Below are 23,094 nucleotides of genomic sequence, written 5' to 3'. Positions count from 1 at the left end.
TTTTAGTACCTTAACTCAAGCTCTTATTGTATTTAATACTAAACGCCTAAAATTAAAAAATCAAGCAATAAAACCCATCCTGATTAAAATCATGCAGATTTCATTTTATATAACACAATATTGCCAATAAAACGTCTAAACAAATAATGCGAATCATGCGTACCTGGCGCTTCTTCTGGATGGTATTGCACAGAAAAGGCTGAGTAATCCTTCATCATTATTCCCTCTACACTATTATCAAATAGAGAAATGTGAGTAATTTCAACATTACTTGGAAGAGAAGCTGAATCAACAACGAAACCATGGTTTTGGCTAGTGATCTCAACTTTTCCACTACTTACATCATAAACTGGATGGTTACTCCCTCGGTGACCAATATCCATCTTGATGGTCTTTGCCCCCAAAGTAATCGCAAGTAATTGATGACCCATGCATATGCCAAAAATTGGTATTTTAGATTTTATAATAATGTCTATTTCTGAAACTACACTTTCTCCTATTTCTTGCGGATCACCAGGACCATTTGAAAGCACTATACCATCTGGATTCATACTCAACACTTTTTGAGCAAAACCTGTGCTTGGTCTGATTAATTCAACTGTACAACCAAGTTCTATTAAGCGTGAAACTATACTGATTTTTACACCAAAATCAACGATTACAACCCTATATTTTGCATTAAGGTCACTTTTAAAATTACTATGCAAGCTGACTTTATTGGTTATTTCTATCCCATTTACAGGTTTGTATTTCTTCAATTCATCCAACACATGCGTCTCGCTTGACGGGCATATCATTCCATTTTGAGATCCATGTTCTCTCAAATGTCTCGTTAAAGCTCTAGTATCAACTCCTGATATCCCAATCACGTTATTTTTCTCTAACCAATCATTTAAACTGATATATGAAGAAGGGTGGGACATAGAAGAAAGTTCACGCATAACCACACCACTTGCAAAAATTTTCTTTCCTTCATTATCCTTATGGTTTATTCCAACGTTACCAATATGAGGAAAAGTGAACGTTATAATTTGATCAGCAAAAGAAGGATCAGTTATAGTATGCTGATAACCTGTCATACCAGTGGTAAAACAAACCTCACCTATACATTTGCCTTTTTTACCTACTGATTTTCCCCAAAAGCACTTGCCATCTTGTAAAACTAAAACCGCACTCTGCACTTAACTCTCTCTTAACTCATTTAAAGTATTATATAAGAATTTCAAATAATACGTAACTCTTTCTAAAACTCCAAATTTAACTATGAAGCAGCAAAAAATAACATGAAAAACTTTTAATACAATCTTTCATATAAATATATAGTTGACTACCTTCATATTTCTGGTAAGGGTGATTCTATTGAGATTTATGATGAAATAAAAAATTAGCTGAGAGAAGAACTTAATAATGTATATGAAGAATGGAAAAGTAGTGAATTTAATCCAAACTTCAGATTCAAATTAGATGATGGTTATGAAGTAGAAACAACGCTACTGCACATTGCCATTCAATGCAGGAAAAGTGCTGCATGTGCACCACTAGTCCAATGCTTGTTAAATCAGGGAGCTGATCCCAACGTACAAGATAGTCCTTATAGTAGTTTTACCTTAACCTGTGTCCTAATGCCTTTTTTAAACCACCCGTGTCCAATCTTTGAATGTGTGCCAAACCGCGATTCATCGAAGAAAAACAGCTCTTTTTCAGAATACACGACAATAGTTTCATTAAGATTTTTTTTTAAACTCCTCTTGTTTACTTTTATCTTGTCCGTTATGCACTGGTCTTGGTGTGATATATGAGAATTTCATTCTTTGCATATTACGGTGTACTAAAATAGCTGTGGCAAAGGAAATGCTTGCTGATAAAATGGATATCAACACTATTGCCAAATTTACTGGACTGCATATTAGTGAAATCGAGAAACTTTGTTCAGAGATTGCTAATGATACTTTATAATGATATATGATTGAGTGCTTAATGACATTAAGGATAATAATATCGGTGAAGTAAGCATCTGCTTCTCCTGACATACCCATGGTTGGCGTTGGTTTTTGCTGGCGTTTTTAGAAAAGAGAGTTATAATACACCCAAAAGAGTGAAGAAAATGATCATCTGTAATCAACAGTTAATTGATGCTGTAAGGCAAGGTAATCTTCATAAGACAAAAGAACTTACTGACAATGGAACTGATCTCAATACTACAGACAATCATGGAATGACTCTTTTGCACCTTGCTATAGAAAACGGTCACTCAGATATAGTCAAACATGTATGGTCCCAAAGTATGATGGCATGGATTAAGTATAAACAATTCAGGAAGATTTATCCACTGTGTACATATAAATTCATAAGGAGTCAGACCCTTGAGAGTTTTAAGTCTTTTCGCATAGTTATAGGCCATAACGAAGCTGTAAAGGTGCTCTTTAAGCTGCTTATGTGATTTGTAGTAATATTTTTTCACTGTGGCATCTTTAATGGTCCTATTCATACGCTCAACCTGGCCATTTGTCCAAGGATGACTAACTTTCGTCAGACGATGTTCAATGCTATTTTCTTCACAAACTCGATCAAATATATGTTATGCTTATGACGCACCTAATTGTATACCATTATCTGTCAAAATAGTATGGATCTTATATGGTAAAATTTTGATTAAGTTGCGCAAAAACTCAGCAGCTATGGTCTTTGTAGCACTGTTGTGCAGCTCAACATAAGCAAATTTGGATGTTCTATCTATAGCAACAAATAAGCATAACTTTCCCTCTTCTGTTCTAATACCAATTCCCATTACAGGGCAAACAGATGGACAACAATGGAAGAAAAGCCATAATGAAGTAAGTAAAATAGTTGAGGTATAAATGGCATTAAGATCAAAATTATTGGATGAAAAAGTGAGCAAAAGAAATGCTGAAGAAAGTAAGGAATAATGCATATGTTTCGAAAAAATTAAATGCTGTAATTGCAGCAAAAAAGTACAGTATAACGGCTGTAGCAAAAATATATTGCATTTCAAGAAGTGCACTAACTTCGTGGGTAAAACTCTTGAAATTTGGCAGAGAAGAAAAACTGTTTGCTCCTCCACAACGGCGTAGAAAAACTAAATTAAATCATGCTCAACTACAGCAAATTGAAGCATGGGTAGGAGAAAATCCTAATGTTACCATTAAAGAAATGAGAATAAGAATCCAGGAAAAGTTCGGCTTAAATATCAGCAAATCAACAGTACACCGCCATATGCAAAAGATGAAATTCTCATATATTACACCAAGACCGGTTCATAATGTACAAGATAGAGGTAAACAAGAGGAATTCAAAAAAAAATCTCAATGGAGCTATTAGTAAGTATCCAGAAAAAGAGCTATTTTTCTTTGATGAATCCAGGTTTGGCACACATTCAAAGACCGGGCATGGATGGTTTAAAAAAGGCGTCAGAACAAAAGTTAAGGTAAAATTAGGTAGGGAAAATTTTTATCTCTACAGTGCAGTTAATCCTAGAAATGGGGAGAATTCTAGCTTGTTTGCACCGAATGTCAACACTGATTGTATGAATATATTTCTTGAGCAAATGTCTCAATATTTGGGACCACGAGAAGCCTTTCTTGTTATGGATTGTGCTAGTTGGCATAAGTCGAAAAGTTTAAAGGTACCTAAAAATATTGAGATTATATACCTACCACCATACTCACCTGAACTCAATCCAGTTGAGAGGCTTTGGTTGTATGTAAAACAGAACATTTTGCGCAATAAAATATACGATACTATTGCTTTGCTTGAGAGTGCTTTGTGTAAATTTATTACTTCTCTTACCTACTCCACAATTAAACAACTCTGCTATGTATCCTATTTGAATGACCAACAATGAGAATTGGTATAACCTCTGCAATATCAATGTGAAAATAGCCTATAGGGTATTGTTTGAACTTCTTTTTGGCTTTCACCTCTCCTTCAACATCTGGCAGCCTGCTAATGCCATGTCTCTGCAAACAACGATGCAAACTAGACCGAGTTAAGTGAGGAATTGTAGACTGCAAAGAATAAAGACAGTCGTCCAATGGAAGAAGCGTATGTTTACGAAAAGCAATGATTATAGCCTCCTCCTCTTGAGTTAAAACCGTTGACTTTGGCTGCTTTGGACCCATTTTTATGTCTTGGGTGAATGAGCGCTTTTTCCATTTCACAATGGTCTTTGGGTTGAGGCTATAGTGCTCAGCGAGCTTTGCTATGCTCTCTTTACTATCTTGTATTGCTCTACGAATTGCCTCTGTTGTTCTGGCGCACCCATGTAACCATAATTCCTCCTTCGATGGTAATTTCTCATATAATATTATACCATTATATAGTGAGACTGCACAAAAACAGGAAATGAACCGAAGATGAAAGGGTGGCGGATGGGTGCGTAGTAGTGAAGAAGTGAGGTAACTCTCATGGAGCAAAGGCACCCTGCTAGTAGAAATCTTTTTAACAAAAGGAAGGTAAAGGTAAAAATGATAAAAATGCCAATAAAATTACAAGACCTGAGAAGGAAGATATATACCAAAGCAAAGGCAGAACCGGAATGGCGATTCTGGGGAATCTATGTTCACGTTTGCAAGATGGAGACACTAGAAGAAGCATATAAGCTAACAAAGAAAAGTAATGGGGCACCAGGAATTGATGGGGTGACATTCAAATCGATAGAGGCAGAAAGCTTAGAAAAGTATCTTCAGCAAATAAGACATGAACTAACAACCAAAACCTATAGCCCAAATAGGTGACCTTACCCAGGAAAAGTAGAGAGAAAGTTAAGGATATTTTTCACAAAAAGGACAATATCAATAAAAAGGATTTCATTCCATTTAAAATATAAAATTATCGTAAATTTCTCTGTTACTTCCAAATGAATTATTATTAACTTAGCAATATACACCACCAATAACTTAAACAATGCAACCATTTCCAGCAACTAAAACCAACGCCCGTGAGAAGAATTTTTCTTGGGATGGCATGGTCTAGAGCATCTTTAGTGAATAAGCATTTCCTCCATTTTCAAGTTTCCGGATCGAGGTTTAGAGAGTTTTTTACTATTTGTATTGCTCTGCCTCTGTTGCTCTGATAGATACGTGGTAGGTAAAAAACTGATTGCACCGGATTCAGGTAACCTTTTTGACAAGTATAACATTGCCTGTCGGTGTTGCTTGGAAGAAGATATCATTGCTTTATTTGAGGAAAGAAAAAAAAGGTTGTCAGCCCAGGGCAAGGCTAGTTTGCTAGAATATCCCCATTTGGTTAGATGTCTTGGAGTAAGTCCTTTAAGGAAGTTTTGGTCACATTTTGTTAGTGGTTACATCTCTAAATTAGATTTAAATGGCCTTCATCCATATGAGTATGGTCTTGACTGTGCTATGGGTTTAAAACAAGCAGAGGCAGTGGAATTTTTCTGGAATAAAATAAAGTCTCTACCTGAAGATGAGTTAAGTGCTCAGCAGAAAGGTGAGATCTTTATGAAGACTGCAGTGCGTGCAGCAGGAAGTCGTTGTAATAGTTATCCTGAGATATTTGAGTTTTGTTTTAGTCAGACGAGCCCTGATAAATATCCAGATCTTCTAAAAAGAGACTTAGCTGAAAATCGTTATTATGGGAGTTTAAATACGCTACAGGATGCACTTCGCTTTGATCAATTCCGGGAATTATTTGACTGCTTAAAGCCATGTGATATTTCAGAAAATTATTATTGTGTTTGGTTAAAGTATATAAAAGAAGTGGGAAATTACTCAGAATGTTATGTAGACGCAGGAGTAAAGCTTTTTATGCATATGTGGATGAAGGAGGGATTTGATAGTCATCGTGCCTTATTATTAAAGAAAGAAATGACGAGTAATCCTGTGTTGCAAGGGAGGTTATTAGTGCCTCTAATTAATAGGGGTTGTATGGAACCAGTGTGGGCAATATTGAATGAAGCTAGTCCTAATCAAGTTAAAGAATTTATGGATTCTAGGCATGCAAATCACATTTGTTCTGTATTAAAGGAGAGAGGAAATAAAGACGCGTTAGATAAATTTTTATCATATGGAGTTGAAGAGCTGGGTTTAAGTACTGACTTAACTAATATCAAGTTAAGTAAGGCTGTGGGGCTAAATAAATAAATCGTATATCATAAAGGAGGGTTCATGCCAAATCTAGGAGAATCATTTACAAAAATTGACGTACCAGCAGATGGTAGTTGCTTATTTTGGGCTGTCGCTCTGGCTTATTTAACACCTGTTAAAAACAATGATGCTTTATTTCGACAAAGATATGAAGCTTTGTTTGGGAACGGAGAAACTGTAACACAAGGCTTGGATCATATTAAAAATTTGGTTCAGAATTATAACACGTACGACGATACATTTGTAGACTTAGTGAGAAATACATTTCGTAGCCGGGTGGTTGATCATATACGCTCCCATGAGAACGAGTTCAGAGCTTTTGTTGAAGGTGAAAGTGGACGCAGTTTCGACGATTACTTACAAGATATGAAAAACCCTAATACTTGGGGAGGTGAACCCGAAATAAGAGCAATGAGTACGATGCTTGGTGCAGACAATCACCAACGCATTTCTTAATTCATGTTTTTTCTGTTCTGATTTCCTACTCCATGCAGTCGAAAAAGCCCTCTATTTCTATGTCTTTCTTTATCGGCTAATCCATAACTGGGGTTTTTAAAGCTATTTTTAGAGGTGGTTATAAAAAATAGTAGATTCTCCATCTAAAGTAGAGAATGCTATTTTAAGGTCATCTATGGGAGACATTTTTTCATCAACGCATTCAAAACTTAAAAAATAAAAAACTTGAACATTTCTTCACAATTGTGTATAATTATTAATCCTTTTTAGGTTTTTTTCTCATGGCTCTTTCGAAATTTTTAGATCCTAAGCTAGATTTGACATTCAAAAAAATATTCGGCACTGAAAAAAATAAGAATATCCTTATTCACTTCTTAAATGACATCTTAGGCTTTACTGGGGTTAACACTATTCAAGATGTTGAGTTTCTTAGCACTATCATGAATCCTGAAATTGCTTCTGATAAACAAAGCATTGTTGATGTTCTTTGTAAGGATTCATACGGAAATAGGTATATTGCGGAAATGCAACTCGCTCGTGATAAAGGCTTCGAAAAACGGGCTCAATTATATGCTGCTAAGGCTTACTCAAGGCAGGCTGATAAAGGTGGTAAGTACATTGATTTAAAGAAGGTTTTCTTTATTGCTATTTCCAATTGTAATTTATTTCCTGATAAGCTTGATTATATATCTAGCCATACCATAAGAGATGAAAAAACTAACGAGCATGACTTAAAAGATTTTCAATTTATCTTCATTGAGCTGCCAAAGTTTCCTAAGAGCAGGGAAGAGCAGCTAGAAAATGTAGTAGACCGTTGGCTATTTTTCTTTAAATATGCAGAAGAAACAACTGATGAAGATTTAAGGAAAATAGCAGAAAAATCACCAATAATAAAATTAGCATATGATGAGTTAGATAAGTTTCATTGGAATGAGAAGGATCTCCTAGCTTATGAAGAAAGGGTCATGGATTTACAGAAAGAAGCTGCTATCTTGGAACAAAAACTCGATGATGCTACTCAAAAAGGTAGACTAGAAGGCATCCTAATCGGTCATGAAAAAGGCAGAGGAGAGGGCGAAAAACAGGCTAAGATTGCTGTGGCTAAAAACTTACTTAAAGCTGGCGTATCTATCGATTTAATAGCTGAATCTACTGCTCTTCCTCAAGCTGAAATAAAACAACTTCAGGAAGAAATTGTCTGACATGACCTTTGTAGCTGCTTGTCTACTGTTGGATCATTAAAACAGGTTCCAGGTTTATTTTCTTCTTTCCTCCCTGATACTTCCTCTGGCTGACCAATACCGTCAATGATTAGAGATTTCTTCAGAGCATCTTTATCCTTTATTACTTCCAACTCAATCAACTTATTTATTATCTCTTCGTTTTTATATTCACTACCTAGTGCCATATCAGATAACTTTTTAAATATTATAATAAGACTCTGATCAAACTTTCCTACTAAGAGCTTGTCCGCAAACAAGAAAAGGGATAGTATATGAGTTTTAGAATGGGGTTAGAAATGAGAAAAAAGATACTGTCCTTGCTGTCAACAAATTATTTGATAAAAAAGAATAAAAAATAACAAGAAAATTTAATTTAGGCTTACATCTTCTATAAATTAGTGTAACTGTGCTTTTAGTTTGTGTAGAAGCACAGTTACACTACCGAGCACTCTGCTAAAACCAAAATAAAACGATACAATACACAATCTACTATATTACCAAAACTCCGAGCACGGTGCTTTATATTGAATACTCAAAACCGTTACACAATCTCACGTACCGTTAACGTTATTTCACTAAATCACCATTAAATGGTTGATTGTTTTTAAGAATTCCAAAAAATACGTGCATTAGTTTTCTCATTAATGCGACAATTATAACCATTGGACACTTTCCTTTGCTTGTTAAACGCTGGCAAAATTTTTGAAAGTAAGGGTTGAAATTTTTGACTACTATAGCTGGCATATAAAGAGCTTTGCGAATGCGCTCAGATCCTATTTTGCATATTCGACTTTTTTTGCTTACGGAAGATCCTGATTGATAATGTTCTGGATTTAGGCCAGCAAAGGCTGTGAATTTCCTAGCATGATCAAAATTATCAACTAATGGCATTTCTGCAATAACAGCAATAGCAGTAAGATGTCCTACACCTTTCACGGTCTTAAGATTTTCTATCATATTTTTTAGGTGTGGGTAGTTATTGATATGCTCGTTAATTTCTTTCTCTATGGCAGCAGTTTGTGTGTCTATTGTAGTAACTACCTCAAGTATGGCTTGTTTGCAACTGGAATACATATTTTTATTTTCCAAACGATTCATCTGTTGCAACTTGTCATCTTTAAGTGCTTGCAAACAACGATAAAAGTCTCTTAAACGCCTAACTTCAGGAGGGGCAGGTTTCCAAAGGTTAGGTTTGTTAGCAATACAAAATCTAGCAATCATAGCAGCATCTGACTTATCTGTTTTGTTTCTAAGTAGCTCACTTTTGCCAAAAGCTTTGATTTGGGCTGGATTTATTACACTTACATTATGTCCCAGGTCGTACATAAAGTTAACTAAATCTTCACCATAACAACCAGTTGCTTCGAGACAAAGATGAATAAGGTCTGCTCCATGATCAGGCTACAAGCTTTTCAAAACCCTCTTGATTATTGTGAAAAACTTTATGTCGTTCTTTGTTGTTTATCAATAAACAAGCATCAAATTTCTTTTTAGAAATGTCTACACCTAAAATAGCATTGACTTGCATAAAATTTCCTCCAGGACTATAACGAATTGAGAGTTTAGACCAACCTTGTAATACGGGATATAATTCCAAAGATACTGTTCGGTCTTTTAACTCTACTGGAAGGGGAGCAAATCTTTTTTACGGCCTTACTGGCTATTAGTACCCACACAGCTTCACCCTTCCTGTAAGATACTTTAGCTCTAACATCTTACTTCTTGAAGATACAAGTATCCAACAGATCTAAGTGAAAGAGAGTGGTAGCTAATAGAGAAACACTTTAGAGTATCATACAAGAAAGGAGGAAGGCCGCTGAAACATAGCAAAAGAGAGGTATTATCTGCAATTTTTTATGTACTACGCACAGGATGTCAATGGCGCTATTTACCGCACGCCATGGAAGACAGTATATGAACAATTTAGGAGATGGAAGAAGCAGGGAATTTTTGAGAAAGTGAATTATGATATCACTAAATATAGCAGGTCAAAAAAGGGAAGGAATGAGGAGCCAAGTGCGTGTATAGTAATCGGTAAAAACGACAGAAAAAGGGGGGTTAAAGGTTATGATGGGAGTAAAAAAGTAAAAGGTAGAAAGAGGCATATAGTCACCGATACTCAAGCTTGGTTGCTATGTCGGAGCTGCGAATGAAAATGACAGAGATGGTGTGAAAATAGCGCTGGATAATATGAGGAAAAAACACACTAATGTTAGGAAGATGTGGGCTGATATGGGATACCAAGGAAAAGATTTAAAGGATCACATAAAGAGAGAATATGACATAGAAATTGAAATTGTCAAAAGGCCTCCGTGCAGATTTTGGGTGCATAAAGATACACCACCAGAGCTATTACCAAAAGTGGAGCCAGGATTTAAAGTGCAGCCGAGAAGGTGGGTTGTAGAAAGGACTTTTGCTTGGATAAATAGGAATAGGAGGCTATTGAAAGAATATGATTTGCTGACAACATCTACTGAAAATTTTATATATCTGGCTATGAATAGATTGATGTTAAAGAGGGAATATGCCTAAATTTAGTAGTTTGCGGACAAGCTCTAATGCCTACAGTACTACATGCTGAAGTTAATTTTTTAGTTGCTGCTTGATCTTCATCAGATGGCTCTGCACTCCCTTCTGTGTGGTTGTGCGACATTACTATTAATGTTGCATTTTTTATTAATGCTTTTCTTGTTATTTCCTTTATGTACACTGGTGCCTTATCCACTGTACCAGTAAACACTTCCTCCCCTTTTAAGCAGTACTTTTGATCCAAATATAGTATTTTTACCTTTTCCTCCTCTGAACAGCCAATACTCACCCTTAAATATTTTACAATGGTTTCCATGTTACCCATTACAGGACCTTTCTTTAACTCTTCTCTTGGTGCCCTCTTCGACGCTTCCCTAAGGCATAAAATTACTGCTACTGTGGAGTCGGTTATCCCTTCTATAGTTTTCAGATCATCCACTTCCTGACCTAAAATTCCTCTTATTCCAAAACTATCTATTAGTCTTTCAGCAATAATGCGAGCTTCGTCTCTATCATGCACTGCACTTAGAAATGTTTCTATTATTTCATGATTTAACAAAGCATGGCCTTTACTTTCCAATGCTCTGAATTCTATTTCTTTTCTGCGATCTTTACTTTTATTCTTATTTTTCATATAATATACCCTTCACTAATAATAAATTTTTTTTTAATGTTTACTGCTGTTTTTTAGCAATATTGGCATAAAGCCATCCATTTTGGCGGAAGTCAAGTCAATTTTTCGATTTTTTTTTGTTTATTTCTTTATAGAAAAATGAAAAATGTTAATAGTTGCTGATTTCTTATTTAAAACTCACCGAAAGAAAGGCCTATTGTTTGTACAATAATATCGATTGAAATTCCTTCTTTCACTAGATCCTTTGCAACTTTGATCCTCTCTGCTTTTCTCACTTTTTCCTCGCAAATCCGTATGCCTTCAAACAAAGTTTTTATTAGTGCATAGCGTAATTCTTGATTCTCAATTTTTTTGTATTCTTCAATCAAACTCGGTAGCTCATTTTCCACCTCATTCTCCGTTGATTCAGGTAGTAGATCTATAATACTAATTGATAATGCTTCTGCTATGTCATATAATTTGTCAAGTGGAATAGCAGTTCGTCCTTGCTCATATTTGCTTATTTTGTGACGCGTTATGCCGATTTTCTTCGCTAAATCCTCTTGAGGTACTAGCCTCCTCTCTTTTATCTTTTTTCCTATTTTGTAGTATATAGAGCCTGTTTTTTCCTTGATACATTCATTAGCAGATAAGCCGATTGTTTTTGAAACAATATCAACAGAAATTCCTGCTTTGACCAGATTCTTTGCTATTTCTACTCTCTCTGCTTTTCTACTGCTTTTTTCACTAAGCTGGGCAGACTTAGTTAATAAATAAAATATCTTGCGTAATTCTTGATCATTAATCTTTTTATAATTTCTTGCTAGATTTAATATTTCTCCTCTCTCGCCTTCAAGACAACTTTTTGATACTCTTATAGGAATTAGATCCGTAATACTAACTGATAATGCCTCTGTTATGGCATATAGTTTTTCAATCGAAATTCTACGTGTTCCTTTTTCATATTGTAGCATTACCTGACGTGTTATACCGATTTTATTTGCTAAATCCTCCTGAGTATACCCTCGCTCCAACCTCCACCTTTTTACTTTTTGTCCTACTTTGTAGTCTAAAGAACCAGATTGTCTGCTCACTAATGTCTTCTATTTGCGTTGTTGCCCAATCTTGATCTCCCTTTCGCTTATTATTTGGTCGCTTTTGTCCTCAACCCCTCTCATCTCTCTTTCTCGTTCCTCTATAATAAACTTCATAACCTCATCTGAATATTTGCTCTTCCCACTTGCAAGTTCTGATTTTAATCTTCTTACTTTATACTCCAATTCCATAAACCTTTCTTGCCTCATTAGCAATTCTATCATCTGATTTATTTGTGATAGTAATTCTCCTTCTTCTAAGCCTTCTGCTATTTTATAACTCATCTATTTTATAATTTACACCAGATTGAACTATAAATAGATTGCTCTTATATCAACAGGCTTTGCTATTAATACGTCAACATTATTACACACAAAACGTTTTAAACTCATATTTTTTTCTAGATAATTTCTGCGATAAGTTTTCTTTTAACTCTTCATATGTTCTAGACAGTAACATCTCTAATTCCTTAAAAAATTCAATCTTAATATCACCTGACGTAAGAATCATCATCAGATGTTTTACTAACTCTCTATCATTTGATTTAATTGCCTGATAAATTGCTTTTTCTCTATTCTCTTCCAAATCATACAGTTCTACTAAGGCTAAATAAATAGTTTGTAGCTTCTTCAGAAGCATAGGCAATATTAACTTCTCTTAATGGATTAAACTGTTCTAGTAACTTACTATCAATAGTTTCTTCTATTGCAACAGCCACTTTACTCAACTTCTTTAGCTGGTCTATGCCTTCTCTTGAATCCCTAGGTAACTTCATTTAGTACCTTGCTATAAAGACTTTGTTTTTCCTCACTACTTAACAATGTACAATGCTCCTTTAGCTGCTTGAGATAGAAATTTTGCTAGCATATTGTTACCTTTGTTGAAAACTAGTATATTAAATGCCTATGATGTGACAAGCTAAAATGAGAAGTTCACACTTAAAATAGGTATCTTTGAGATTGCTAAACCATGAACCCATTTGCTGGGCTTTTGAAGTGCTTTATAGAAGAGTGGATAAAAAATGTACAAAAGGACGTCTAAAGTAGAGGATGCTATTCTAAGATGATCTCTGACAGTCATTTTTTTCATCAACGCATTCAAAACTTAGAAAAATAAAAAACTTGAACATTTCTTCACAATTGTGTATAATTATTAATGCTTTTTAGGTACTCTTGCTATGGCTCTCTCGAAGTTTCTCGATCCCAAGAATGATGTCGCCTTTCGCCGTATCTTTGGCACTGAAAAGAATAAAGATATCCTCATTCACTTCCTCAATGATATTCTCGGCTTTACTAGCAAAAATGCAATACAGGATATAGAGTTTTTAAGTACTATTCAAGACCCTGATATTGCCTCTAAAAAGCAAAGCATTGTTGATGTACTATGTAGAGATTCCACAGGAGTGCAATGGATAATTGAGATGCAGGTTGCTAAAACTAAGGGCTTTGAAAAACGTGCTCAATACTACGCAGCTAAAGCTTATTCAAGACAAGCTGACAAGGGTGATCAATACCATGACCTTAAGGAAATTATCTTTATTGCTATAGCAGATTGTATCCTATTTCCAAATAAGTCTGAGTATAAATCAAAGCATACTATTCGGGATGAAGATACTAATGAGCATGATTTAAAAGATTTCTATTTTATATTTATTGAATTGCCAAAGTTTCCAAAAACGAAAGAAGATCAGCTTTCAAGTATAGTCGAGAAATGGATCTACTTCTTTAAATATGCAGATGAGACTAGTGAAGAAGAGCTAGAAAAGATAATAGGAAGTGATTTAATAATCAAAAAAGCATATGAAGAGCTAAATAGATTTAACTGGTCAGAAAAAGAATTTATTGCCTATGAACAGGAAATAAAACGTATTCTTGATGAACAGGCTGTCCTCGCTCAAAAACTTGATGATGCTACTGCAAAAGGCATCCAAATCGGTCATGAAAAAGGCAAAAAGGAAGGCAGGGAAGAGGGCATTCAAATCGGTGAAGAGAAGGGCGAAAAACAGGCTAAAATAGCTGTGGCTAAAAACCTACTTAAAGCTGGCGTATCTATCGACTTGATAGCTGAATCTACTGGTCTTCCTCAAGCTGAAATAAAACAACTTCAGAAGGAAATAGCTTAGCCTTGCGTCTTTGCTTTTGGTGATTGATCGCTTATTGTTGCACCACTTAAAGCAGTTCCAGGTTGATTGTCTTCTAGCAATCGTAAGCTTTTCTTCCTCTTCTCTCTCCTGCTTTTTGGGTAATTGACTGGATCCAGATATACTTCCATCCTTACCGGAGAAAGGCTGTACTAGTAATGTTGCACCACTTCCAGGTTTATTTTCTTCTTTCCTCTCTGGTACTTTCTCTGGTTGACCAACAAGGAGTTTTTGAAGAGCATCTTTATCCTTTATTACTTCCAACCCAATCAACTTATTTATTATCTCTTTGTTTTTATATTCACTACCTAGTGCCATATCAGATAACTTTTTAAATATTATAATAAGACTCTGATCAAACTTTCCTACTAAGTCAAATTTATCCTCTAATCCATCTACAATATTAACAAAATCTTCTAGTCCAGATAAGATATTTTTTTTCGGCAAAACCCCCTTCAAGTCACTAACCTTACTTTTATCTATGCTACTACCCAAACATTGCATTAAATCAATCAGCAGTCGTTTGTCAGATGTTATTAATTCTTTTGACTTCAGATTTGGTAAATCAGTAATAATTTGAGAAGTGAATCTTATATTATCTAAAATATTACCTTCTTCATTTTGCTTCTGAGCAATAGCTTGAACTTGTTTTTCTAGTTTGTACGTGAGAGATTTGAATTCATCATCATCATTACTCCATTTCAATAAAGCACTATAGATCTTAGCGATGCCCTTAAGATTATAGCCCTCTATGCCACTTCCTCTCTTTGCTAATTGAGAAATGAGAGACTTTAATTCCTCCTGCTCATTATCTGTCCACTTGTCACCAAGAATATTTAGCTCCGAGAAGGCGTTAAGGATATTGGCAATCTCCTGAGAATTAAAATTTTCAAGCACTTCTTGTTCTTGCCCTTTCTTTGCTAACTGAACAATTAGTAACTTAATCTTATTCTGCTTATCTTTTGCCCATTTTTTATCATCAAGGATATTAAACTTATATAAGGCATCAAAGGTATTAGCAATCTCCTGAGAATTGAATTGTGTAGATGATTGAATTCCTTGATCTACCAGCTTAACAATAAGAGCCCTGCACTTCTCTTTACTACCTGCCTCTATTTCCTTATCAAGGACATCCCACTTAGATAAGGCATTTAAGGTATTTGCAATCTCCTGAGAATTAAAGTCTTTTTCACTTCCTTGTTCTATCAGCTTAACGATGAGTTGCTTGAATAGTTCAACTTTACTAACCTCCTCTTCTGTCCCATCTTCCCTCTTTACTTTCACACTTCCTTCCCACTCCTTCTCATCAAGGACATCCCACTTAGATAAAGCATTTAAGGTATTTGCAATAGCCTGAGAATTGAATTGTGTAGATGATTGAATTCCTTGATCTACCAGCTTAATGATGAGATCTTTTAACTCCTGTTGATCACCGTTCCACTTATTACCAAAAACATCCCACTTAGATAAAGCATTTAAGGTATTGGCAATATACTGAGAATTAAATTTTTTAGATATTTCATTTCCTTTTTCTGCTAGTTTAACAATGAGATTCTTGAGGAGGTTGCTTTGATCTTTTTCTTGCCATATCTTATCAAAGATTCCTAACTTTGACAAAGTATTGAAAGTACCAGAAACATTAACAGCCTCTATCGCACCTGGAGAGTTAAAGCGCTGTATCCATTTCCCTACTAAATTCTTTATCTTCTTCCTAATCTCCTGCCTATCCTGCAGATTTTTTTGCAAAAAAGTATCACTAAAATCTTTTAACTGTTTTGAAAAATTTTCATGTGTTTCAAATTTAGAAAAACCACTGACACTTTGCATATTTTCCCCAAATTTTATAACTAAGAAAAAGGTGCTAAAGCTCTCTATCAACGGAGAACTTTGTACCCATTTCTATCTTACAACAAACCCAACTCTATAATATATTCCACTCTTGAATCTTGTCAATCCCTATTTAGAAATTTTTTATGGAATAAATTTTGATGAAAATTTTTAGCGAATTTCTACTAACTTAGCAATATATAATACTAAAAATTTAAATGATACACTCATTTCCAGCAACCAAAACCAGTTAGCGTGAGAAGAAGTTTTTTTGGGATGGGTTGGTCTACCACTCGATACATACGAACTTTTTAATATTCCAACTTTATTATACATCAAAACTAGCCATATTAGCCCATTTCATCCATATCTACATACGAACTGTTTTGCCTAAGCTTATGGAAATAATTTAAATCTTCTATTTTTATAACCTTATTTTTACGCTGCTTGTTCTCACAAATATACGATCTTTTTTGCAATTTTAGAAAGAGTCAATAATTGAATTTTTTGTGATGCTAAATGAGAGAACTTTTTGAAAACATTCTACCAATAAAAAAGCTTGTATCTCCTACCTAGGCTCTGTGGACAAAAAATATGAAGAGGGAGAAAAAAAGTGGTAGTTTAACCAAATGAACATAAAAATGGAGAAACTACCGAATGGAATATTATATAAAAGAAAGAAATTGGAAACAAATTTTAGAATTCATAAAAGGCATAAAAGGAATGCATAGTAAAGACGAAAAACGTTTAAGAATATTCATAGAAGCAGTGTGGTATATGGCGCAAAGTGGTTGCCAATAGCGACTTTTGCCGAAAATCTATGGCAATTACAGAAGTATACACAAACGATTTAAGAGATGGTGCGAAAGGGGTATTTGGAAAAATTTATTGGAGTACACAAAACAAGAGCCAGATTTAGAAGCCGTCATAATCGACGGTACGATCATTAGAGCCCATCCATGTTCGGCTGGATATACAAAAGATTCGAAGGATCAAGAGGCTTTAGGGCGAAGTAAAGGTGGCTTTACGACTAAAATTCATGCACTTGTTGATGCATTGGGAAATCCTTTAAAATTTATACTTACTCCTGGCCAGAGGAATGAAATTACACAAGCTGAAGTATTAACAAAAAATGTCTATAACTCCATTGTAGTAGCTGATAAGGGTTATGACAGCAATGCTTTTGTGGTCAGCCTTGAAAACAGGAAATGTGAAATCGTAATTCCATCAAAAAGGAATCGAAAAGTGCAAAGATACTATGATGAGCATATTTATAAAGAACGTCATTTGATTGAGTGCTTTTTCGGTAAAATTAAAAATTTTAGGCGCATTTTTTCCAGATTTGACAAGACCGCAGAGGTTTACATGGGATTTCTAAATTTTGTTGGAGCTCTCATATGGCTTCTCTAAAATTTTGTCCACAGAGCCTAGTGTTCTCCCTTGCATACTTGAAAAAAACTACTCAAAAAACTTATACACTAGCCTCACTGCCTCTCCCAATTCCTACGCTTGCACCTTGGCTTACATTCACATCATCTAAAGCAGTTTCTGGATCTACTCCCATTCTTTTTAACATTTCTTCAAGTTTTGCTGCCCTTTGAGCCTCTTGTTCTGCCCTTTGTTCTGATGATCTAATTCTAACTTCTATTTCTTCTATGCGCCTCCTTATATCATTTGATTCCTCTATTGCTTTTTTTGTTCTTTTCTTCTCTCTTTCAAAAAAGGTTTCTTTTTTCTCAAACTTCCCTTCAAGCAAATCTGTTAACTGATTTAGCACAAAAACTGATATATTCCCTATTTCTCTCCTTTTTGGATTGCCTCCGTTGTAATACTGACCTACTACCTTTTGTAACCCTTTGCCATTTTCCTTATTGTAATAATAATTTACCATAAGGTTTGCAAATTTGAATAATTCTTGACACGAGAGCTCTTTTATATGCTTCTTACTTATTTCAGTAAATTCAGTTTCATCTGCTCCTAACACAAATTTCTGTTGCTCAAAAAAATCACTATTATCCCAACGGAAACAACTTTCTATATTCTCACATAATTTAATTATCAATTTGTAGTATGAATTTACCAAATCAGCATACTCCAATGTTGGCTCTACAAATATTTCATCAGGTTGTACTTTATCTTTCTTATAACTCTTCAATATTTTGTATTGTGCTTCACCCTCTCTTAATAACTTACCCACTTCCAATTTTATTATCTCCAACTCTTTAGAATTTTTACATTCCTTACTTAGCGATTTTAGATTTTCTACCCAAATCTCTTCATAGAATTTTTGATACTCTTCATTACGTTGTTCAAATTTCTTTCTTATTTCTTTTGTTGAGTCAAGAATATTTCTTCCTTCTTTTATAGACATTTCCTCATTAAGTATCTTTTTCACAAAACCTAAGTTATTTTTTAATGGCTTTATATAGTGTTCTCTTACTTCTTCCAAATAGTGGTTCCTTGCTTCCATTAACCTTCCTTCTTCCCAATACGCTATATAATGCAACTTATTACATGCAGCTATATTGATTATCTTAAATAAATCTTGACCACTATTAATTAAATTGACTGAAATTTCTCCAAATAATCTATATATGTAACCATACCCTTGCTTTTCTTTCATTACATAATCATGTACATTATTTAGTGCTTTCAGTACTGCATTAATTCTCTGTTGCATACTATTTGCATTTTGTATACCTGCTTGCACATCTGGATGATACTTTAACGACAGTCTCTTAACATCATTAATTTTATCTTTAGCATACCTATTGTGTTCTTCTTTACTCTTTTTACCTGCTTCTACATCTTTCAGGCTTATATCAAGATTCATTAGTAACCATTTTAATTCAAATGATTCCAGTGCTTCATTTAAAGTGGTATTAGAATCATTATCAATGTCATTACTTAAAATAACTGCCCTAATCAGATTACTAAACTTATCTGCTATTGCTAGCGTCCCTACTTCTGCAGTATTTCTACTAGCAAGATAAGAACCTGCAGCTATAATTCCTGCCACACCTATTGTTACTCCTGCACCTAATGCCGTAGCTCCTGCTCCTAATACTCTTTTTCCTATATCTTTCCCAGCATCTAGCACGCATCCCTCCTTTGTTAGCTGTTGATAATTATAAATATATCCATATTGAACAATATGCCATTGATGTACTATCACATTTGTAAATACACTAAGCACTAACCTCTGCAAAAAAGAGTAGCTATCGTAATTTATTGCTCTTTCCCACTGTTCTTTAGTAAGCTCAACATCTTTGATTTTCTTACTCCATGGCCACCACCAATACACTTTCATTTCACCAAATGCTTCAAGTAACATCAGGCATTCGTTTTTTGATACTTCACCATCTTTATTCTTTTGTAGTAGCACCTTAGAATCAAAACCCTTTTGTTTGCACAAATGCTCAAATAAAGTAGGACCAAACTCCCACAAAAATACCCGATATTTTCTATGTTCAGAAAAACGTCTAATTATATTGTTTTGCCATAAAGGTAAACTAACACTACCAAATGTATATTCAGGAAAAATTGGTTCCATTAACCTCTCTCAACTTCTGTGCTTGCACCTTGGCTTACATTCACATCATCCAAAGCAGTATCTGGATCTACTCCCATTCTTCTTAACATCTCTTCAAGTTTTGCTACTCTTTGGGCATTTTGTTCTGCCCTTTGCTCTGATGCTCTCTCCCTAGCTCCTGACTCTGCTAGTCTTACACTCTCTTCATGCCTCTCTGCTTTTTCTACCTCTTCAAACTTGTTTTTTGACCATTCTCCTACATCTGTACGGTAATCAGGTCCTGTTAATATTCCCTCCCATGCTGGACTCCAGGTTATTGTACGGGAAATATATCTACAAAACCTAGCAATATACATTGATTTAGGCAGGTCATTATAATCATATAAAAGCGTGAGAAAGTTCTTATACAACTTCTTTAGATATGGATTGTTAGATTTTCTTGCTTCCTCTTCTATCTCACTTATATAATCCACTATTACTCTATCACATCCTGTTCTTATTGCTAAGTAACCAACCTCAATACACTCATAAAGTTTGGTATATGCCTCCTCACGATCTTTTTCAGATGGCTCAGCTTTACCGACAAAGAATTCTACAATTGAACCGAAAAATGAAGTATTACGAGTATTAATATTTTCTATGCAACTTTTCAATAGACTCATAAACTCTCTTTCACCCTGACCACCTATCTCATTTAGCAATGGCATCTTCTCCCCACTTTTTACAAAAGAACCGTCCTCAGAAGGAGTTTCTGATACTAGTTTAAGTAAATCTACTTCTTCCTTTCCTACAATCGAAAAATCAAATAGCAATTTGTGGACCTTTCTCATTACTGTAAAAATCGATTTATCTATTAGAGCTTTATATTCTCCCCCTAATCCTTGCAACCTCTCCTTTATTGTAATTGATTGATTTGTGCTCGGATCTATAACACAACTTGCTAATAGAGATGCACCATTGACTATCAACACACTTATAATATTCATACTAGGTTGATCTTTATCAGCAGCATATTCCATATACTCTTTCAAAAGTTCATGCCTATTGTTTTTCTTTACCTCTTCCTTTATTTTTTCTTTTATTATTCCAATCTTTTGCTCCTTATCTCCCTCTATGTTGTTGAATTCTTGATATAAAGGATGATGTCCTTCCTCAATTGCAGCATTGAGTACGTTATCAATTAGTTTATCATAAACTTCCTCAATAAATTCACCATTACGTATTCCATTCACTACTTCTTTACTAATACTGGTTAATATCGACCTTAATTTATTATCACCACCCCTTAAACCATCAAGCTTCTTTACTAGTGATTCATTACCTTCATACAAAAGACGAATTGCCTGACCATTTCTAATTCTCAACTGATATTCTTGAGTAATCTTTGTATACATATCACCATATACTTTATTATAATGGTCAGATACATCTAACTTTAATACTGGCTGCAAAGCAAGGTTACTCTTAAACGCTTCAGTAATTTCCTTTAAACACTCATTTCCTTCTGTATAATCATCGCCATCATAAGAGTAAACAAATCTTCCTGCTGGATCAAACATGTCTTGCACGTTGAATACTTGATATTTATTTTCTACAGTCTCATGCTTAAAACCCTTATATCTTTCTAGTATTTCCCGCTCCACATTTTCTAATTCTTTATTTACTTTTTCTACATCATAATTACTTGCTCTTACGTCTAAAAGTTCATCAGGTTGTGCAACATTACTTCTGTTAGGTAACCTGCCATGTATAAGACGGCCGAAGTTTTTGTCTAAAACTTGCTTTTGTGCAGCAATTATATTAATAGGCAATTGATATTTTAAAGTTTGAGTTATTCCAATAACTTTATAAGAAAGTATGGAGTGAGTAAGCCAATCTTACCATAATTGACAATATTTAGTGCTCAATAATATCTGCAGTAACTTAGAATCATTTCTATCTATCGCTTCTTTTACCTGTTCACTAAATTGCTTGTCAAAAAAATTAGGCATACTACCTCTCTAGCTATACAATATAGCATACCTTAACTATTATGGGGTTATCAGTCAATACCTTTTACATAATAATAAAATTATAGAATTTCTCCAATTGCTCACTCCACAGCATTGGTATTTCTCTCAAATCAACTAACTTCAAACCCCTTGGCTGTCTCCCATTTACTATGTCTTCTTTAATCTTCGGAGCTAAATAATTTAATCTTAAAATTTGTTGTATACGTCTTGTACCTATATTAATTTTAACGCTCAGCTCCTTCACACTTCTATACTTTCCCTCTTCTAGTTGCCGTTTCCAGGAATGGGCTCTCACCACAGCTTTCAGTAGCGCATTATTTGTTTTCCCTTCAGGTTCTACTACTTTGCATTTATTTCCCTTCTTCTTCATTGATATAAATATTTCCTCTGATTCAGAACGTACCTCTATTCCATCCTCTCTCACCATTACTCCCTTTATTAACTTTTTCACTACTTCTTTCTGCTTTCCAAAACTTAAATTTTTCCATTTTTCTTCCCTCTTTTCTTTCCAATTTTCATATAGCTGCTCTGTCTTCCTCATCACTTCTTTTTCCACTTCTCCGGCTACTATTGTTCGATTTATTGATTTACAATTCTTTCCCCTTAAGTGATTATTACATATGTAGTATCGATACCTTTTATTCTCTTTTTTTGAGTACGTTAGCGTCATATTTGCATTACAGCTCTTGCACTTAATTATTCCCCTAAGTAGCGCTTCCTCATATTTTGCTTTTCTATATGGTTGATTCTTTATCAATTCTTGTGCTTTTTGCCATTTTTCTTCTTCTATTATTGCCTCATGCTTTCCCTCATAATGTTTGTCATAATGTCTGATTTTTCCCACATATATTGGATTTGTTATTATTCTCCTTACCGTCGCTTTTTTAAAGATATCTGATTTTGTTCTGTAACCTTGACTATTTAGCTCCCTTGCCAACTCTGCCATTGACTTCAGCTCCAAATATCTTTCAAATATGTGCCTTACTATTTTTGCTTCTTTTTCATTTATTATTAATTCTTTATCTTTTACATCATATCCAAGCGGCAAAGTTCCCCCCATCCACAATCCCTGCTCCTTTGATGTTGCTATTTTATTTTTTACCCTTTCTACGATCATTTCTCTTTCTAGTTGTGCTGCTCCTGACAATACCGTTTGTACAAATTTTCCCATTGGCGTATTATTGTCAAATATCTGCGTTACTGCTACAAAATTTACTCGATGCCTTCTAAAAAATGATGTTACCTCTATGCTATCTTTTGTTTCTCTTGAGAGCCTATCGAGCGTATATACCACTACACAGTCTATCTCTCCTCCTTTAACATCTGCAAATAATTCCTTTATTGCTGGTCTTTCTAAATTCTTTCCTGAATAGCCTCCATCATCGTACCTTTTGGCCAATGCTACCCAGCCTTCTTTACTCTTGATGTACTTTTCACATGCTACTCGTTGCGCATCTAAACTATTAAACTTCTGCTCGAGACCATCTTCATTTGATTTTCTTGTATATATCGCACACCTTACCTCTTTTAGCATTCTCTCTC

16 protein-coding genes and 10 pseudogenes are annotated in these 23,094 nt (G+C 34.6%); 11 read left to right on the top strand and 15 right to left on the bottom strand.

Features of this window, described 5'->3' with window-relative positions:
• Positions 1 to 89: 89 nt before the first annotated feature.
• Positions 90 to 1,181 carry a glutamine-hydrolyzing carbamoyl-phosphate synthase small subunit gene (gene carA / locus ACWHVF_RS01970; RefSeq protein WP_064085567.1) on the bottom strand — a complete coding sequence of 364 codons (1,092 nt, stop codon included), beginning with the start codon at positions 1,179 to 1,181 and terminating at the stop codon, positions 90 to 92.
• A gap of 207 nt (positions 1,182 to 1,388) precedes the next feature.
• Between carA and ACWHVF_RS01965 the strand changes: the two are divergent.
• Positions 1,389 to 1,574: pseudogene (locus ACWHVF_RS01965) on the top strand (hypothetical protein); the annotation flags it as partial.
• Between the two features lie 23 nt (positions 1,575 to 1,597).
• Here the strand turns inward: ACWHVF_RS01965 and ACWHVF_RS01960 are convergent.
• Positions 1,598 to 1,829: pseudogene (locus ACWHVF_RS01960) on the bottom strand (winged helix-turn-helix domain-containing protein); the annotation flags it as partial.
• A 275-nt stretch (positions 1,830 to 2,104) separates the two neighbouring features.
• Here ACWHVF_RS01960 and ACWHVF_RS01955 point away from each other — a divergent pair.
• A pseudogene (locus ACWHVF_RS01955) lies at positions 2,105 to 2,266 on the top strand (ankyrin repeat domain-containing protein); the annotation flags it as partial.
• On the opposite strand, the pseudogene ACWHVF_RS01950 reads toward ACWHVF_RS01955, so the two are convergent.
• Positions 2,252 to 2,776 (bottom strand): annotated as a pseudogene (locus ACWHVF_RS01950) (integrase core domain-containing protein); the annotation flags it as partial. The pseudogenes ACWHVF_RS01955 and ACWHVF_RS01950 sit on opposite strands and share 15 nt — an antisense overlap.
• A gap of 82 nt (positions 2,777 to 2,858) precedes the next feature.
• Here ACWHVF_RS01950 and ACWHVF_RS01945 point away from each other — a divergent pair.
• A pseudogene (locus ACWHVF_RS01945) lies at positions 2,859 to 3,862 on the top strand (IS630 family transposase).
• 10 nt (positions 3,863 to 3,872) lie between these two features.
• On the opposite strand, the pseudogene ACWHVF_RS01940 reads toward ACWHVF_RS01945, so the two are convergent.
• Positions 3,873 to 4,325, bottom strand: a pseudogene (locus tag ACWHVF_RS01940) (IS481 family transposase); the annotation flags it as partial.
• 99 nt (positions 4,326 to 4,424) lie between these two features.
• On the opposite strand from ACWHVF_RS01940, the gene ACWHVF_RS01935 reads away from it, so the two are divergent.
• The 5 genes and pseudogenes from ACWHVF_RS01935 (at position 4,425) to ACWHVF_RS01915 (ending at position 7,783) form a co-directional block, all read left to right on the top strand.
• Positions 4,425 to 4,754 (top strand): hypothetical protein, encoded by a 330-nt coding sequence (locus ACWHVF_RS01935; RefSeq protein ID WP_447933066.1) that lies wholly within the window; start codon positions 4,425 to 4,427, stop codon positions 4,752 to 4,754.
• Between the two features lie 345 nt (positions 4,755 to 5,099).
• Entirely contained in the window at positions 5,100 to 6,122 is a 1,023-nt protein-coding gene (locus ACWHVF_RS01930) for a hypothetical protein (RefSeq protein ID WP_447933110.1), read from the top strand.
• A 24-nt stretch (positions 6,123 to 6,146) separates the two neighbouring features.
• On the top strand, positions 6,147 to 6,581 hold the full coding sequence (locus ACWHVF_RS01925) for an OTU domain-containing protein (RefSeq protein ID WP_064124734.1): 435 nt from the start codon (positions 6,147 to 6,149) through the stop codon (positions 6,579 to 6,581).
• Positions 6,560 to 6,661 (top strand): annotated as a pseudogene (locus ACWHVF_RS01920) (IS982 family transposase); the annotation flags it as partial. The gene ACWHVF_RS01925 and the pseudogene ACWHVF_RS01920, both read left to right, overlap by 22 nt.
• A 201-nt stretch (positions 6,662 to 6,862) precedes the next feature.
• On the top strand, positions 6,863 to 7,783 hold the full coding sequence (locus ACWHVF_RS01915; protein ID WP_447933109.1) for an Rpn family recombination-promoting nuclease/putative transposase: 921 nt from the start codon (positions 6,863 to 6,865) through the stop codon (positions 7,781 to 7,783).
• Here ACWHVF_RS01915 and ACWHVF_RS01910 read toward each other — a convergent pair.
• On the bottom strand, positions 7,765 to 7,989 hold the full coding sequence (locus ACWHVF_RS01910) for a hypothetical protein (RefSeq protein WP_128081721.1): 225 nt from the start codon (positions 7,987 to 7,989) through the stop codon (positions 7,765 to 7,767). The genes ACWHVF_RS01915 and ACWHVF_RS01910 overlap by 19 nt on opposite strands.
• Before the next feature lie 382 nt (positions 7,990 to 8,371).
• Positions 8,372 to 9,332, bottom strand: a pseudogene (locus ACWHVF_RS01905) (IS110 family transposase).
• A gap of 243 nt (positions 9,333 to 9,575) precedes the next feature.
• Here ACWHVF_RS01905 and ACWHVF_RS01900 point away from each other — a divergent pair.
• A pseudogene (locus ACWHVF_RS01900) lies at positions 9,576 to 10,336 on the top strand (IS5 family transposase).
• Here ACWHVF_RS01900 and ACWHVF_RS01895 read toward each other — a convergent pair.
• From ACWHVF_RS01895 to ACWHVF_RS01875, 5 genes are all read right to left on the bottom strand, one after another.
• On the bottom strand, positions 10,299 to 10,967 hold the full coding sequence (locus ACWHVF_RS01895; protein ID WP_447933108.1) for a JAB domain-containing protein: 669 nt from the start codon (positions 10,965 to 10,967) through the stop codon (positions 10,299 to 10,301). The pseudogene ACWHVF_RS01900 and the gene ACWHVF_RS01895 sit on opposite strands and share 38 nt — an antisense overlap.
• Before the next feature lie 170 nt (positions 10,968 to 11,137).
• The gene (gene wmk / locus ACWHVF_RS01890) at positions 11,138 to 12,040 is read right to left on the bottom strand and encodes a WO male-killing family protein Wmk (RefSeq protein WP_447933107.1); all 903 of its coding nucleotides are present in this window, start codon (positions 12,038 to 12,040) and stop codon (positions 11,138 to 11,140) included.
• A gap of 9 nt (positions 12,041 to 12,049) precedes the next feature.
• Entirely contained in the window at positions 12,050 to 12,325 is a 276-nt protein-coding gene (locus tag ACWHVF_RS01885) for a hypothetical protein (protein ID WP_082860890.1), read from the bottom strand.
• 82 nt (positions 12,326 to 12,407) lie between these two features.
• Entirely contained in the window at positions 12,408 to 12,680 is a 273-nt protein-coding gene (locus tag ACWHVF_RS01880) for a hypothetical protein (protein ID WP_447933068.1), read from the bottom strand.
• Positions 12,628 to 12,816 (bottom strand): hypothetical protein, encoded by a 189-nt coding sequence (locus ACWHVF_RS01875; protein ID WP_082860892.1) that lies wholly within the window; start codon positions 12,814 to 12,816, stop codon positions 12,628 to 12,630. The genes ACWHVF_RS01880 and ACWHVF_RS01875 overlap by 53 nt, the downstream gene beginning before the upstream one ends.
• Positions 12,817 to 13,218: 402 nt before the next feature.
• Here ACWHVF_RS01875 and ACWHVF_RS01870 point away from each other — a divergent pair, with 402 nt between their 5' ends.
• Positions 13,219 to 14,163 carry an Rpn family recombination-promoting nuclease/putative transposase gene (locus ACWHVF_RS01870; protein ID WP_447933106.1) on the top strand — a complete coding sequence of 315 codons (945 nt, stop codon included), beginning with the start codon at positions 13,219 to 13,221 and terminating at the stop codon, positions 14,161 to 14,163.
• Here the strand turns inward: ACWHVF_RS01870 and ACWHVF_RS01865 are convergent.
• A complete protein-coding gene (locus tag ACWHVF_RS01865; RefSeq protein WP_064085796.1) occupies positions 14,071 to 16,008 on the bottom strand; it encodes a DUF1601 domain-containing protein in 1,938 nt (645 codons plus the stop codon). The two genes, ACWHVF_RS01870 and ACWHVF_RS01865, sit on opposite strands and share 93 nt — an antisense overlap.
• Before the next feature lie 657 nt (positions 16,009 to 16,665).
• Between ACWHVF_RS01865 and ACWHVF_RS01860 the strand changes: the two are divergent.
• Positions 16,666 to 17,418 (top strand): annotated as a pseudogene (locus ACWHVF_RS01860) (IS5 family transposase).
• A 61-nt stretch (positions 17,419 to 17,479) separates the two neighbouring features.
• On the opposite strand, the gene ACWHVF_RS01855 reads toward ACWHVF_RS01860, so the two are convergent.
• The 3 genes from ACWHVF_RS01855 to ACWHVF_RS01845 form a co-directional block, all read right to left on the bottom strand.
• Positions 17,480 to 19,561 (bottom strand): hypothetical protein, encoded by a 2,082-nt coding sequence (locus ACWHVF_RS01855; RefSeq protein WP_064085965.1) that lies wholly within the window; start codon positions 19,559 to 19,561, stop codon positions 17,480 to 17,482.
• A complete protein-coding gene (locus ACWHVF_RS01850; RefSeq protein ID WP_064085966.1) occupies positions 19,561 to 21,351 on the bottom strand; it encodes a hypothetical protein in 1,791 nt (596 codons plus the stop codon). Before ACWHVF_RS01850 ends, ACWHVF_RS01855 begins: the two co-directional genes overlap by 1 nt.
• 244 nt (positions 21,352 to 21,595) lie before the next feature.
• Positions 21,596 to 23,086: a recombinase family protein gene (locus ACWHVF_RS01845; RefSeq protein WP_064085967.1), complete on the bottom strand. Its 1,491-nt coding sequence runs from the start codon at positions 23,084 to 23,086 to the stop codon at positions 21,596 to 21,598.
• Between the last annotated feature and the right edge of the window lie 8 nt (positions 23,087 to 23,094).

The sequence above is a fragment of the Wolbachia endosymbiont of Dactylopius coccus genome, assembly GCF_977011065.1.
The sequence above is the reverse complement of the archived record's forward strand: the minus strand, read 5'-3'. Positions and strand labels throughout refer to the sequence as shown.

Excerpts from the sequence above, each read along its gene's own strand:
- ACWHVF_RS01875 (WP_082860892.1), bottom strand. The coding sequence starts at position 12,816 with ATGAAGTTACCTAGGGATTCAAGAGAAGGCATAGACCAGCTAAAGAAG.
- ACWHVF_RS01895 (WP_447933108.1), bottom strand. The coding sequence starts at position 10,967 with ATGAAAAATAAGAATAAAAGTAAAGATCGCAGAAAAGAAATAGAATTC.
- ACWHVF_RS01865 (WP_064085796.1), bottom strand. The coding sequence starts at position 16,008 with ATGCAAAGTGTCAGTGGTTTTTCTAAATTTGAAACACATGAAAATTTT.
- ACWHVF_RS01885 (WP_082860890.1), bottom strand. The coding sequence starts at position 12,325 with ATGAGTTATAAAATAGCAGAAGGCTTAGAAGAAGGAGAATTACTATCA.
- ACWHVF_RS01915 (WP_447933109.1), top strand. The coding sequence starts at position 6,863 with ATGGCTCTTTCGAAATTTTTAGATCCTAAGCTAGATTTGACATTCAAA.
- ACWHVF_RS01845 (WP_064085967.1), bottom strand. The coding sequence starts at position 23,086 with ATGCTAAAAGAGGTAAGGTGTGCGATATATACAAGAAAATCAAATGAA.
- ACWHVF_RS01910 (WP_128081721.1), bottom strand. The coding sequence starts at position 7,989 with ATGGCACTAGGTAGTGAATATAAAAACGAAGAGATAATAAATAAGTTG.
- ACWHVF_RS01925 (WP_064124734.1), top strand. The coding sequence starts at position 6,147 with ATGCCAAATCTAGGAGAATCATTTACAAAAATTGACGTACCAGCAGAT.
- ACWHVF_RS01855 (WP_064085965.1), bottom strand. The coding sequence starts at position 19,561 with ATGGAACCAATTTTTCCTGAATATACATTTGGTAGTGTTAGTTTACCT.
- ACWHVF_RS01880 (WP_447933068.1), bottom strand. The coding sequence starts at position 12,680 with ATGCTTCTGAAGAAGCTACAAACTATTTATTTAGCCTTAGTAGAACTG.
- ACWHVF_RS01935 (WP_447933066.1), top strand. The coding sequence starts at position 4,425 with ATGGAGCAAAGGCACCCTGCTAGTAGAAATCTTTTTAACAAAAGGAAG.
- ACWHVF_RS01870 (WP_447933106.1), top strand. The coding sequence starts at position 13,219 with ATGGCTCTCTCGAAGTTTCTCGATCCCAAGAATGATGTCGCCTTTCGC.